Consider the following 12963-nt stretch of genomic DNA (forward strand, 5'->3'; position numbering starts at 1 on the left):
GCAGAGAGCGATTGTCGGTATAGTGCGTGCCCGGCGCAGCATACCCTTGCGGGGATTACGGCATAATGAGCAGCAGGCGCTGATCATCACGCTGCACAGTCAAAGCCATGACGCTGGGCTGCTCGTTGATCAGTTCGTTCAATTCGGCCAGAGAAGCCACTTCACGGCGATTAAACGCGACTATAGTGTCACCCGGGCGCAGGCCTGCGGCCCAGGCCGGACTGCGCTGATCGATGTTGCTGACCTGCAGTCGACCACCGCTGGTATCCAGCAAAGCACCAAAGAAGCGATTGTCATCTGCTCGACGGGAATCCCGGTCGGCATCATTGGTGGCTCCGCCGACAGACATTGCATCGCCTGCAATAAACGCCTCAACCTCCTGACGGCGACCATCACGATAAATGCTAAGCGTCAGCTCCCGACCTACACCGGCAAGCCCGACGATATTGCGCAGATCGCGGCTGCTTTCAATAGCCTGACCGTCAACTGCAACGACCAGATCAGACACCTGCAAACCCGCCCGTTCGGCGGCCGAATCCGGCGCCACTTGGGTAATCAGGGCACCACTGTCAGCTCCAAGCTGCAATCCTTGCTCCAGCGCTGGCGTATGGTCGCGGATAATTACGCCCAGCTGACCCCTTCGCACCTCACCATCGCGCAACAGGTGCTCCATCACCGTGTTGACCATATCCACCGGAACGGCGAAACCCACACCAGAACTGGTACCGGAGCCGGAAATAATGGCCGTATTGATGCCTACCAGCTCACCATTCAGGTCAACCAATGCACCACCAGAGTTGCCGACATTGATAGCCGCGTCGGTCTGAATAAAGTCTTCGTAGTTTTCGTTGTTGATACCGGCGCGTCCCAGGGCACTGATGATGCCCGAGGTCACGGTCTGACCTATGCCAAACGGATTGCCGATTGCCACCACATAGTCACCAACCCGCCATTCAGCTGCATTAGCAAAAGCGATGGCGGTCAGATTCTCCGCGTCTATTTGCAGCAGTGCTATGTCGGTCCGTTCATCACTGCCCAGCATTTCTGCCTGAAAAACACGTCCGTCAGCCAGTGCCACAGATATCGAGTCAGCATCGCTGACGACGTGGTGGTTGGTGATAATTAAACCCTCTTCTGCATCCACCACCACGCCCGAACCGGCACCGCGTGAGCGTCGCACAGGCGGTTCACCTGGTTGTCCGAAAAAGCGCAAAGCATCTGGCATACGCTGTGACTTGACTACAGCTATATTGACCACCGCCGGAGTCACCTGCTCCAACATCGGGGCCAAGGATGGCAGCGGCTGAACCTCTCTGAGCTGCGTGCCAGACGGAAATGTTTCTGCTTTGGCTGCCATGCCGCCCAGCAAGCTCAGCCCCAGCAGCACACCCGCTGCCAGATAACGCGCCTTCACTTTACTGAGAGCCACTTGATCGAGAACCACTTTGTTGTGAATTGCGAAAGTTGCTGGTCTGCTCATCATCATCTTCTCCTGACTTCATGACGATACGATTGGCAGTCATGCTGACGACTCTGAGCACTCAAAACCTGAAATTCAGGCGAAGAAAACATCCAGAAAAGCTGAAGATGGCACTTTCAGCCCCTTGAAAAAGGACAATAAGTGCTTATGTATGATACATATAAGCCCGTATGGAACCTTTAACCGGCGTTGTGGCCTAACTGACTATGAACAGCATGTCCGAGATCACACACACAAGTTGCGAACATCGAGGTTCACCTCAGCCTGAACGGGGCCTGTACGAATCAGCCTCGACCGGATTCTGGTTGAACGACTGGCTGGTTGAGCCAGCCCAGCATCAGGTCAGTTTGTACAGCCATACTGACACGACCCGGTCACCTCTGTGCTCCAGAAGCCTGGAGCCGCGTTTGATGAAACTGCTGTGTCGGCTTGCGGAGCAATCCAACAGGGTAATCAGCCGGGATGAGCTGATCAGTTATCTTTGGCCGCGTGTGATTGTGAACGAGAACTCGCTGACCCGAGCGGTCTCGGATCTGCGCAAAGCACTGCGTTATACACCGGATCACAGTGTTGAGATAAAAACCATACCCAAGCGCGGATACTCGCTGATTGCTGTTGCTCAGAGCTGTCCCGATAACGGCGTGGCGAGCGAGACTGTAGAACGTAGCCATCACACCAGCGAAGCCAGTGAACCGCCTCGACGGCATTGGTGGCATCAGTGGTGGCCCGCATTTGCATTGCCAGCACTCATGGTGGCTGGACTGGCTGCACTGCCTGGCTGGCTGACGACCACATCCTCGCCAAATGGCGACAATCAGCAATTGGCGGCCGATGGCCTGTTTGACAGGGTGCTTCAATCACCTTACACACAGGCACACAAGACATCTGCTGGCCTGGACGCAATGGGCGTCCGTCTCTCTCCGCTGCTGTGGAATGAAACGTCGTCAGACAAGTACCTTGCTGCACCGGCAATCGAAATTCCGACGCTGGCGGTTCTGTCGCCCGAACGCCATATCATGGCTTATGTAGAGCAGCAGGATGATTATTACAGTCTGAAGCTGCGACCGGCATTTGCCGAGGCCGAACCATGGACGGCATTTACAACCGATGAAACCATTACTTCAGTGCAATGGTCACCGCTGGGTGATGGCGTGATGTTTACCGTCAGCAGCAAAATACTGGAGAAAGGCGATACGGCAAGCCAGAGATTGATGCTGCTTGACATCAACACTCTGGCACTGCATGAACTGTACAGGAAACCAGGTGCACCTAAAGTCGACAACCACACTGCACCCAGTGGCAATCTGACCTGATCAGCTGGTTAGTTGACCGATCGCATCAACCACCCGGAGTGCACTGACAACGCCATCCTCGTGAAAACCCTTCCCCCACCAGGCCCCGCAATACCAGGTGCGATCAACATTGATCGTCGACCATCGAGCTTGAGCGTCCGCTCCGGCGCGGGTGAATACCGGATGTGCATACTCGAAGCTCCCCAGAATACGCTCCGGCACTATTCGGTCCGTATCATTCAGACTGACCAGAAAACGATGAGGTGACTCAATACCCATCAGCCGGTTCATATCATAAGTCACCCGGGGCAGGCCGCCGCGCTCAATCGGCAGATAATAGTTCCAACTGGCCCAGGCACGTCGATTGTCAGGCATTACTCGGGTATCCGTGTGCAGCACAACATCGTTAGCCTGATAGTTGATGGCTGACAGCAGGTCTGTTTCAGCCGCCGTCGGATCGCTTAACATAGACAGGCTCTGATCACTGTGACAAGCGAGCACAACATGGTCGTACTGCTCCTCGCCCCGGTTCGATGACACAGTCACATGACCTGCTTGACGACAAATGCTTTCAACAGGTGTCGATAAGCGGATGCGATCAGAAAAGCTTCGGCTCATCGGCTCAAGATAGGCACGCGAACCCCCGCTCAACGTTCGCCAGCGGGGGCGATGGTGCACATTCAACAGCCCATGCCGGTACATGAACGGCAGCATAAAGCGCACTGGAAAATCCAGCATGTCATTAAAAGATGTAGACCAGATGGCCGAGGTCATCGGCACCAGATAATAATCAGCAAAGGCACTGGAGAGGCGATGACGGTGCAGATACGCCTGCAGCGTTTCATCAGGAATGCTGTCCGCCTCAACATCCGCAATGGCCTGCTTGTTAAAGGCCAGGATATGCAGCAACATTTTGATGAAAGTTGGCGAGGCAAGCTGCCGACGCTGGGCAAACAGGCTGTTGTACATGGCCAGCCGACCACTGACGCCAGCATATTCAAGGCCACTGCTCTGGCACTGCACCCCGAAACTCATGTCCGAGTCACGCCAATCCACATCAAGTTCATTCATCAGGGCGATGAAATTGGGATAGGTCCAGTCGTTAAAAACGATAAAGCCTGTGTCGATGGCAAAATCTTTACCATCCAGCGTCACATCGATGGTGGCCGTGTGGCCACCAATGCGATCTGCCGCTTCATAAACAGTGATATCGTGACGGGGCGCAAGCCGGTAGGCAGCCGTCAATCCGGCGATGCCGGTGCCAATAATTGCAATTTTCAATTCAGAACTTCCTGGCGGTATCAGACAATTGATCTCTGATACGTCAGATCTGAGCTACCGGACCAGCTACCCGTCCCCTGTTCAATCAAGCAACACCTCTATATCAGCGATACTGAGCGAGTTCCTTGCGGGCAACTACCCGACGATGTACCTCATCGGGACCATCGGCCAGGCGCAGAGTACGCTGCGATGTCCACAGACCTGCCAGCGGGAAGTCCTGCGAAACCCCGGCCGCACCATGAACCTGAATGGCTCTGTCGATGACTCGCAAAGCCATATTCGGAACGGCCACCTTGATCTGGGAGATGGCATCACGGGCGGCCTTATTGCCAATGGTATCCATCAGATAAGCGGCTTTGAAAACCAGCAGGCGACACATCTCGATTTCGATCCGGCTGTCGGCAATCACATCGTAGTTTCCACCCAGCTCTGCCAACGGTTTGCCAAAGGCTTCACGACTCACAGCACGCTGACACAACAACTCCAGGGCTTTTTCTGCTGCACCGATTGAACGCATACAGTGATGAATGCGACCTGGCCCCAGGCGACCTTGAGAAATCTCGAAACCGCGGCCGCGACCCAGAATGATATTGTCCTTTGGGACTCGCACATTGGTGAATTTGATATGCATGTGTCCGTGTGGCGCATCGTCATGCCCGAATACACACATGGGTCGCAGTACTTCCACTCCGGGTGTATCCATCGGCACAAGTATCTGCGATTGACGATTGTGCTTGGGTGCGTCCGGATCCGTAATCACCATAACAATCATGATCTTGCAGCGAGCATCACCGGCCCCGGAGATATAGAATTTCTCGCCATTGATCACCCACTCATCACCGTCCAGCACAGCGCTTGTTGAAATATTTGTGGCGTCTGAGGAGGCGACATTCGGCTCTGTCATTGCGAAGGCCGATCGAATTTTGCCTTCCAGCAGGGGTTCCAGCCACATTTTTTTCTGCTCTTCAGAACCATAGCGTTCCAGAACTTCCATATTCCCGGTATCGGGTGCACTGCAGTTAAAGGCTTCAGATGCCAATCGGCTTCGGCCCATGATTTCAGCCAGATGAGCATACTCAAGATTGCTGATTCCGGCTCCGCCCTGACTCTTTGGCAGGAAAAAATTCCACAGCCCCAGCGCACGTGCCTTGGCCTTCAGGCCTTCCATGATTTCATCCTGGCGCGGCGTGTGTGACCAACGATCGCCCACACTGACTTCTGCATGGTATTCCTTTTCCACGGCAGCAACATCAACCTCAACAAATTTGCGGATCTTCTCCCGCACTTCCTGCATTTCTTCGGACAGTCCCAGATTCATTTTGTATTCCTCATTAGTAAAGCATTTTGTTGTGATGTTGCCGGATCGTGCTTGCCAGATTATCTGACGTTTTGCTCATCCGGTTATGGTCCCACCGCCATCAATTACCAGTGTTTGACCTGTGGTAAAGCTGCCGGCATCAGAAGCCAGAAAAATTGCCGCGCCGGCAATTTCATCAGGTTCACCGATACGGCGCAGCGGATACTTGGAAACCGTATTTTTGTAAGTCTCAGGGTTCTCCCACAGAGCGCGGGCAAAATCGGTACGAATCAATCCCGGCGCTATGCAGTTCACCCTGATATTCTGCGGCCCCCACTCGACGGCCAGATTACGTGCCATCTGCATATCGGCAGCCTTGGATATACCATAAGCGCCCAGCACATCACTGCCTTTGATGCCGGCAATTGATGACACAATGATTGCCGCTCCGCCGCCGCGCTGCGCCATTCCCGGCAGCACCATCTGACACAGGCGGTGAGCGCTGCCCACATTGGAGTTCATGATTTTGTCAAAAGCCTCATCGGGAATATCCTGAGACTTGCCGTAGAACGGGTTTAACGCAGCGTTAATGACCAGCACATCAATCCTGCCATAGTGAGCCAGCGTTTTATCCACCAGCGCCTGCAACTGCTCCTTGTAATTGATATTGCAGGCCAGGGGCATGGCATCACCACCATTGGCCTTAATGGCCTCAGCGACCTCATCACAGGCATCCTGATTACGGCTTGAAATCACCACCTTGGCGCCCGCCTCGGCCATACGTTCTGCAATGGCCTTGCCAATGCCTTTGGTAGAGCCCGTAATCAAGGCTACCTTACCCGACAGATCAAACAGACTCATGGAATCCCCCTTCCGACCATGCAGCAAAGTTCTGGCGAATCATGCTTATGGTGCATTATAAATTTAATGAATACTTGATCGATGCATTATAAGATAACAATCGAAAGCCCTGAATGTAAAGACTCAACGCTCCTCCATCCATGGCCGCCACCCCTTGCTGACATGGGTACCACCATCAACAGGAATTACTGCACCATTGGTGTATGCCCCGGCACGAGTCACCAGATAAAGCAGAATACCGGCAATCTCCTCGGGCATACCGGCGCGACGCATTGGGCTGTCAGCCGCTATATCGTCACCGTATTCTTTCATCACAAAATCACTCATGCGAGATTGAAAGAAACCGGGCGCAATTGCATTGACGGTTATCTGACGAGGCCCCAGTTCGACCGCCAGGGTGCGGGTCAAGTGATGCAGGGCCGCCTTGCTGGCGGAGTAGGCAAATGTGGGAACGCGCTGGACAACAGGTACCTGCAGCCCATCCATCGACCCGATGTTGATGACACGTGCCGGATCAAAACTGTCACCGGCACTCAATAGAGGCAAGGCATCCCGGGTCAGCGCAAATACCGCGTTGACATTGGTTCGCATCACCTTATCAAAGGCTTCATCAGGATAATCACTGATAGGCGCTCCCCAGTTTGCACCGGCATTATTTATCAGAATATTCAGCCCGTTGTCGGCGAAAAAGTCACGCACGGCATCCAGCAGTACTGCTCTGCCATCAGGCTGAGTGACATCGGCTGCCACGGCAAGACAGTCACCCAGGGGGGACAGTATTTCCATGGCCTCGTCACATTTTTGCTGGCGACGAGACGCAATGATGACTCGGGCACCGCCGCGCAGCAGCGTTTCGGCCATGATCAGTCCCAAACCACTGCTGCCGCCTGTGATCAAGGCTGTTTTCCCCTGCACAGAGAACAGAGCCGACACCGTCAGAGATATATCAACATGCTTATTCATCGGCAATTTTCACCAGTTGCTTGCCAAAGTTACGGCCCTTCAGCAGACCACGAAACAGTTCAGGCGCGTTTTCCAGCCCTTCACCAATCGACTCACGATACTTGATCTTGCCGGCATTGACCCACTCACCCAATTGCTCGGTTGCCTGCTGCCACTGGTCCTGCCACTCTGTCACGACAAAGAATCGATGTTCAGGGATATGTAGGGCTGTTTTCAGAATGTGGAACGGTGTCTCGGCCTTGGTAATATCGGTGTCGTTATAGTTGGAGATATACCCGCAAATTGGCACTCTGGCGCCCTCATTGAGTAGTGGTGCAACAGCCCGCGTTACATCACCACCCACGTTTTCGAAATAGATATCAATGCCATCCGGGCAGAGTTCTCGCAATCGGGCTTGCAGATCTTCATTTTTGTAATCAATACACTCATCAAAACCGAGCTCGTCTTTGACATAGCGACACTTATCCGCGCCACCTGCAATACCGATCACCTTCAAGCCTTTGATTTTGGCGATCTGACCCACTACCGAGCCAACCGCGCCGGAAGCTGCTGCCACGACCAGCGTCTCGCCTGCCTGCGGCTTGCCGACTTCGGAAAGACCAAAATAAGCCGTTCTGCCCGGCATACCAACAACACCCAGGTGTGCTGACAAGGAGCCGTTTTTCAGGTCAACCTTCATCAGCCGTGGTTCATCGTCATCGGCTACGATCATTGTTTGCCAACCCATGTGAGCGGTCACGTAATCGCCGGCTTTAAAACGATCCGATCTGGATTCCACTACAATGCCAGCCGACTCACCCGTCATGACATCGCCTATCTCAAGCGGTTTGGCGTAGGATTTGACGTCATTCATACGACCGCGCATATAGGGATCCAGAGACAGCCAGATTACCTTGATTAATATCTGACCCGGCGCCAGCTCTGGCACATCCTCTTCCACCAGGCGAAAACAATCATCCGTTGGTTCACCCACTGGCCGCTGCGCCATAACCATCTTTCTGTTTTTCATCTGAACTGCTCCTGTCCTTATTAATGCATTTTAGGCTGTCCGCATACTAGCCCAGCACTTTGACTGCCACAAGGCTTGCAGTGCGGCGCGCAGCCGCTCGACGCCTTGCTGCCAAGTGACCGAGGTCAGTATCAGTGGCGGTAATAGGCGCACGACGCCGTTACGGGTCGGCGTCACAATCAGCCCCTGTTGTTGACAGGCCTCGGTCAAGGGCCAGACCAGATCGTGATCGGATAACTCAATCGCCAGCATCAACCCGATGCCACGCACCTCAGCGACAAGTTCAGGAAATTGTTGTTGCAGTTTATGCAGGTCAGTCAAGGCTTCGGCACCCAATAGCCTGACGTGTTGAGACATATTCTGTTGTTTAAGAAAGGCTGTTACTGCTGCAGCAACGGCGCAGGACAAAGGATTACCACAATAAGTACCACCATGATCTCCCAGCTCAACCCGTGCTGCATGTTCCTCCCGCATCGCCAGTGCGGCGAATGGCAGACCACCGGCTATCCCCTTCCCCATTGTCATCATATCTGGCACAAGACCATAACGCTCACAGGCAAAAAATTCACCGGTCCTGCAATAACCGGTCTGCACCTCATCAACAATCAGCAGGCAACCGTTGTTTTTGCACATCTGTTCCAATGACCTGAGATAGTCATGATCCAATGCTCTCACACCACCTTCGCCCTGCACTAATTCAATAATAACCGCAGCCAGCGGCACTTGCATGGCGGATTGCAATGGCTCTGTATCGTCGGCCGGAATGAAGTAATTGCCTGAGAGCCTCGGCAAATAGCGAGCAGGGTTCTCCGGCCCGCCGGACACCGACAGCGCTGCCAGTGTTCGCCCGTGAAAAGAACCCTCAAGTGCCAAAACTGATTCACGGCCGGTGATTTTTCGGGCCAACTTCAATGCGGCGTCATTCGCCTCGGCACCACTATTGGCAAACCAGATTTTTGTCAGTGCGTCGGGCAGCACCTCCTTCATCGCAGACATGAGAGCAGCCCTTGCCGGCGAATAGGTAAAACCTGAGTTTGGGTTTTGTATGATCCTGGAGGCCTGATCAGTCAGCGCTTCAAGAATGACCGGATGGTTATGTCCCAGACATACAACACCCCAACCCGACGAAAAATCAAGCAGAGCGTTGCCCTTTTCATCCCATACCGTAACTCCATCTCCACGTTCAATGACCAGTGGTTGCCGCCTGGTCACGGCAAGCCCGTATGTATCCTCAGTCTCCTGCACTTTCATGGTTTGCTCCTCATCTGCCGCATGGCACTTTTTAATGGCAAAAAAAAACCTCCGGAGGCGGTGGCCGCTCGGAGGTTTTGACTTCAATTCTGAATCTGATTACTTAGAAACTCAGCCTGTTCCTCCTGACCCACAAGCGCGCGCACGCGCCGCAGCACGCGCAGAGCGCGCCGCGTTTGCAGCTGCGATAGCAGATATGATGGCAGGCATCGACAGAGTCATTTGATTTAATTCAATGATCAGAGAGCTGCGCAATGTATTTGATGGAAGCTATTGATGTCAATACCCGGCCTTAGTAAAGTTAGTGGATCATCGCTCTGTCAGGGTTCCTGTATGCGAAACGTCTCACTGAAATCCGCTGCTCTGATTGCAGCGCTTTGCACAGGTATCACCCTGGGTGAAGCCGCTGAAGACAATCGCCAGGAATTGAGCGAACGGGTAGAGAAACTGAATCAGCTGCGGGCAGAGCTGCAGAGCCTCCAGGAAACGGAGGGCACTTACAGCAATGCCCTGCTACCTCTATATGCACAACTGACAGAGGCGTTGATCGATGCCCGCGCCTACGACGAAGCGCTCGAGGTGCTTGAGCAGCATCAGCAGCTGATCAAGATCCATGAGGGGCTGCATGCCGAAGCTCAGATTGATGTCGTCCTCAAGCAGTTGGAGGTGCTGGCCAGCTCAGGACTGTGGGACTCGCTTTATGATCGCCTGAGTCACCTGGAATGGATCCAGCAACGGGCATCCGATCGCAATCTGGAACAACGTGTAGATGGATTAAAACAGCTCAGCGGATGGGTTCAGGTATTGTTGCAACAGGGCCCCCGCAATGAGGAATGGCGCTACCTTCTTCGTCTGAGAGATCTGGAATCACAAAGCTATAAGCTGGTCGACGACAACGCCACCGATGCAGACAAGGAGTTACTGGACCAGCTTCAATATGACCTGGCGCAATCTGAGCTGTATATCGCACTGGCCATGGCGACACCCGGCGAAACCAGCCGACTGCTGATCAACCATGAACTGAATCTGCAGACTTCTGCATTCACGCCGCCGCGCCAGATGGTTTCTGTGAGCGATGTGGAGAGAGCCTATGGTGCCCGCGCCAGTTCGGTTATAGAACGGGCTCACCGGACGGCGATGAATCGCCACTACAGTTTGATAAAAGAAATAGCCGGGCGTCAGGACAATGATCCTCTGACCCAGGCAACGATGGAGATCTATCTGGGCGATTCCGTGCTGCTGCGACAGCAATATGAGCTTCGCCCTCTGGGCAACAGCGGCCCTACCCGCGGCTCCAGCAATATTGGCAGTGCCGGCAGTCATTACGATGAAGCATGGCAACTATTTCTCGAAGCCGGCATTACCGAAAGTCAATTAAACGCCTTTTTCGCCTGCCCCATGCTGCTGCCCATGCCATCACTGACAACTCGTCTGGGTTTTGATAATCCGCCATGTACGCAGCTCGCTGATGGCACCATAGAGTTGCCGGAGGTGCTTGTCACGGAAGACCGCTCTCCCGGCTTGATCTATCATAATCTGGAACAAACGCGCAGCAATAGCACTCTGGAGGGCGTCCGGGTTCAGGTCAGCTTTACAGTCGGTGTCAATGGGCAGGCCAGCCGTATTCAGTCGACCAGCGCTGAACCGGATACGGTCAGCGTTCGCATCCGGGGACGCGACGCCTTGCAACAAATGCAGTTTCGACCAGCGTTGGAGAATGGCCGTAGCAAGCGTCAGCAGAACGTCCGCATCACCATGATCAGCCTTAACGCCGACTGAGCGGCACAATGCCAGCATCAATCAAATTCTGTACTTGTTCCTCACTGAAGCCGGCGTCCTTAAGAATTTTCTGACTGTGTTCACTGAAAACGGGCGGCAATGTCCTGACAGAGCCAGGAGTTCTTGAGAACTTGATGGGAATGCCAGTCATTTTGTACCAGTCTTTCTCGACGATCATTTTGCGGTGCCGCGTATGAGCATGTGCTACAACCTGAGCGGTATTGTATATAGGCCCCGAAGGCAAACCCGCCGCCAGCAGCTGCTCGGCAAGTTCGGCACCATCCAGGCGAATCAGTCGGCTTTCCAGCTCGACTTTGAGTACGGCACGGTTTGCCACTCTGCTCGCATTGCTGACAAAACGGGCATCATCCAACAGCTCGGGCGCTTCGATAAACTGGCAAAGTTTCTCAAATGCCCGGTTATTACCGGCGCCAATAAAAATATCCACAGTGCGCGTTCTGAAGGTTTCGTATGGGCTGATATTGGGATGAGCATTTCCGGTCGGCACCGGAATGTCTCCTGACATATTAAAGTTAACAACATGCGGGTGCATCAGCGAAACAGCACAATCAAACAGTGTCATATCGATATACTGGCCCAAGCCTGAGTGTTGGCGCTCCAGCGCGGCCATCAGGATGGCAACGGCAGAATAAAGTCCCGTTCCCATATCTACCATGGCAACACCCAGTCGCGTCGGCTCTCCGCCCTGAACACCATTAACACTGAACCACCCGGCCATGGCCTGCACAATCGCATCATAACCCGGCGCACCACCCAGAGGTCCGTCGCTGCCAAAGCCACTGATTCGACAATGAATCAGGCGAGGGAATTGTGCAGACAAAACCTCGTGATACCCCAGCCCCCACTTTTCCATGGTGCCGGGTTTGTAGTTCTCGATCAGCACATCAGCGTTTGCCAACAACTGCAGCAATACATCTCTGCCCGCCTGCTGAGTCAGATCCAGTGCCATGGCTTCTTTATTGCGGTTCACGCCGATAAAATAAGCTGCATCATCTCCATGAAACGGGGGGCCCCAGTCCCTGACTTCATCACCCTGTGGCGGTTCGATCTTGATAACCCGGGCGCCATGATCAGCCAACACCTGGGTGCAATACGGGCCTCCGAGCACACGTGTCAAATCAACAACTTTAAGTCCGGCCAGAGCACCAGTGTTCATATCGTCAAATCCTGAGTCCCAATTGCGACTGCATCTCGGGCAAGAAGAATTCAGCCACTATAAGCGGTCGATTTTGTAATGTGAAGACAGAGCGGCGACCCCAGCACTCATCAAGGTGCAGAAGTTCCGGCTCACTACGACGTAATGAGGGCTGCTCAAACAGGAAGCCACCCAGAGGTTTGTCCCGGAGACGTGACAGTTGTCGCAGCGAACCTTTCATGCTGCTGTAGGGAATCAATGAGTGGGCGGCCACCCATGGCCGACCGAACAGACATAGCTCAACATGGCGCGACCAGAGTGGCTGACAGGCTTTACCGGCCGCCAACAGCTGCTGATGACGCGCACTGCCTCTTATCCAGCCCTCATGCAGGACATTGACTCTGAATGACCCCTGAGACATCAATTTGAGCCGACGTGTCAGCGACCCATGGTCAAGCAACCAGTCACGCCATAGCGGGCCGGGTCCGGGCCAAATCTTTTGTACGGGTCGCCAGTTTCCTTCAGAGTCGGCCCTGAAGTCGCTGACAAATGTATCTAACTGAAACACACCTGCTCTCTGAACAACAAAGCTCC

General features: G+C 53.9%; 11 protein-coding genes. 2 read left to right on the forward strand and 9 right to left on the reverse strand.

The genetic code is table 11. The features are described from left to right. Window positions 1-55: 55 nt before the first annotated feature. Window positions 56-1480: a Do family serine endopeptidase gene (locus tag PS2015_RS10500; RefSeq protein WP_082628234.1), complete on the reverse strand. Its 1425-nt coding sequence runs from the start codon at window positions 1478-1480 to the stop codon at window positions 56-58. Between the two features lie 215 nt (window positions 1481-1695). Between PS2015_RS10500 and PS2015_RS10505 the strand changes: the two genes are divergently transcribed. Next, window positions 1696-2793, forward strand: coding sequence for a winged helix-turn-helix domain-containing protein (locus PS2015_RS10505; RefSeq protein WP_257721203.1), 1098 nt, complete (start codon window positions 1696-1698; stop codon window positions 2791-2793). Here the strand turns inward: PS2015_RS10505 and PS2015_RS10510 are convergent, their stop codons facing one another. The 6 genes from PS2015_RS10510 to PS2015_RS10535 all read right to left on the reverse strand — a co-directional run bounded on the left by PS2015_RS10510 (window position 2794) and on the right by PS2015_RS10535 (window position 9434). Continuing rightward, a complete protein-coding gene (locus PS2015_RS10510; RefSeq protein ID WP_058022201.1) occupies window positions 2794-4053 on the reverse strand; it encodes an NAD(P)/FAD-dependent oxidoreductase in 1260 nt (419 codons plus the stop codon). Between the two features lie 103 nt (window positions 4054-4156). Next, window positions 4157-5371 (reverse strand): acyl-CoA dehydrogenase family protein, encoded by a 1215-nt coding sequence (locus PS2015_RS10515; RefSeq protein WP_058022202.1) that lies wholly within the window; start codon window positions 5369-5371, stop codon window positions 4157-4159. A 75-nt stretch (window positions 5372-5446) separates the two neighbouring features. Next, window positions 5447-6211, reverse strand: a complete 765-nt coding sequence (locus tag PS2015_RS10520) for an SDR family NAD(P)-dependent oxidoreductase (protein ID WP_058022203.1) — start codon at window positions 6209-6211, stop codon at window positions 5447-5449. A gap of 123 nt (window positions 6212-6334) precedes the next feature. Continuing rightward, window positions 6335-7174, reverse strand: a complete 840-nt coding sequence (locus PS2015_RS10525) for an SDR family oxidoreductase (RefSeq protein WP_211271210.1) — start codon at window positions 7172-7174, stop codon at window positions 6335-6337. Next, window positions 7167-8183: an NADPH-dependent curcumin/dihydrocurcumin reductase gene (gene curA, locus PS2015_RS10530; protein WP_058022204.1), complete on the reverse strand. Its 1017-nt coding sequence runs from the start codon at window positions 8181-8183 to the stop codon at window positions 7167-7169. Before curA ends, PS2015_RS10525 begins: the two co-directional genes overlap by 8 nt. A gap of 30 nt (window positions 8184-8213) precedes the next feature. Next, window positions 8214-9434: an aspartate aminotransferase family protein gene (locus tag PS2015_RS10535; RefSeq protein WP_058022205.1), complete on the reverse strand. Its 1221-nt coding sequence runs from the start codon at window positions 9432-9434 to the stop codon at window positions 8214-8216. Window positions 9435-9767: 333 nt separating this feature from the next. Between PS2015_RS10535 and PS2015_RS10540 the strand changes: the two genes are divergently transcribed. Continuing rightward, complete coding sequence (locus PS2015_RS10540; RefSeq protein ID WP_058022206.1) at window positions 9768-11213, forward strand: energy transducer TonB; 1446 nt, start codon at window positions 9768-9770, stop codon at window positions 11211-11213. Here PS2015_RS10540 and PS2015_RS10545 read toward each other — a convergent pair. After that, window positions 11200-12390 carry a CaiB/BaiF CoA transferase family protein gene (locus tag PS2015_RS10545; RefSeq protein WP_058022207.1) on the reverse strand — a complete coding sequence of 397 codons (1191 nt, stop codon included), beginning with the start codon at window positions 12388-12390 and terminating at the stop codon, window positions 11200-11202. The two genes, PS2015_RS10540 and PS2015_RS10545, sit on opposite strands and share 14 nt — an antisense overlap. A 4-nt stretch (window positions 12391-12394) precedes the next feature. Next, window positions 12395-12937: a chorismate--pyruvate lyase family protein gene (locus PS2015_RS10550; RefSeq protein WP_058022208.1), complete on the reverse strand. Its 543-nt coding sequence runs from the start codon at window positions 12935-12937 to the stop codon at window positions 12395-12397. Window positions 12938-12963 lie beyond the last annotated feature (26 nt).

The sequence above is a fragment of the Pseudohongiella spirulinae genome (assembly GCF_001444425.1).
Classification (GTDB): domain Bacteria; phylum Pseudomonadota; class Gammaproteobacteria; order Pseudomonadales; family Pseudohongiellaceae; genus Pseudohongiella; species Pseudohongiella spirulinae.

What these genes read in the sequence shown, in the direction of transcription:
- PS2015_RS10515 (WP_058022202.1), bottom strand. Translation starts at nt 5,371, where the DNA reads ATGAATCTGGGACTGTCCGAAGAAATGCAGGAAGTGCGGGAGAAGATC.
- PS2015_RS10545 (WP_058022207.1), bottom strand. Translation starts at nt 12,390, where the DNA reads ATGAACACTGGTGCTCTGGCCGGACTTAAAGTTGTTGATTTGACACGT.
- curA (WP_058022204.1), bottom strand. Translation starts at nt 8,183, where the DNA reads ATGAAAAACAGAAAGATGGTTATGGCGCAGCGGCCAGTGGGTGAACCA.
- PS2015_RS10505 (WP_257721203.1), top strand. Translation starts at nt 1,696, where the DNA reads ATGTCCGAGATCACACACACAAGTTGCGAACATCGAGGTTCACCTCAG.
- PS2015_RS10520 (WP_058022203.1), bottom strand. Translation starts at nt 6,211, where the DNA reads ATGAGTCTGTTTGATCTGTCGGGTAAGGTAGCCTTGATTACGGGCTCT.
- PS2015_RS10540 (WP_058022206.1), top strand. Translation starts at nt 9,768, where the DNA reads ATGCGAAACGTCTCACTGAAATCCGCTGCTCTGATTGCAGCGCTTTGC.
- PS2015_RS10525 (WP_211271210.1), bottom strand. Translation starts at nt 7,174, where the DNA reads ATGAATAAGCATGTTGATATATCTCTGACGGTGTCGGCTCTGTTCTCT.
- PS2015_RS10535 (WP_058022205.1), bottom strand. Translation starts at nt 9,434, where the DNA reads ATGAAAGTGCAGGAGACTGAGGATACATACGGGCTTGCCGTGACCAGG.
- PS2015_RS10500 (WP_082628234.1), bottom strand. Translation starts at nt 1,480, where the DNA reads ATGAGCAGACCAGCAACTTTCGCAATTCACAACAAAGTGGTTCTCGAT.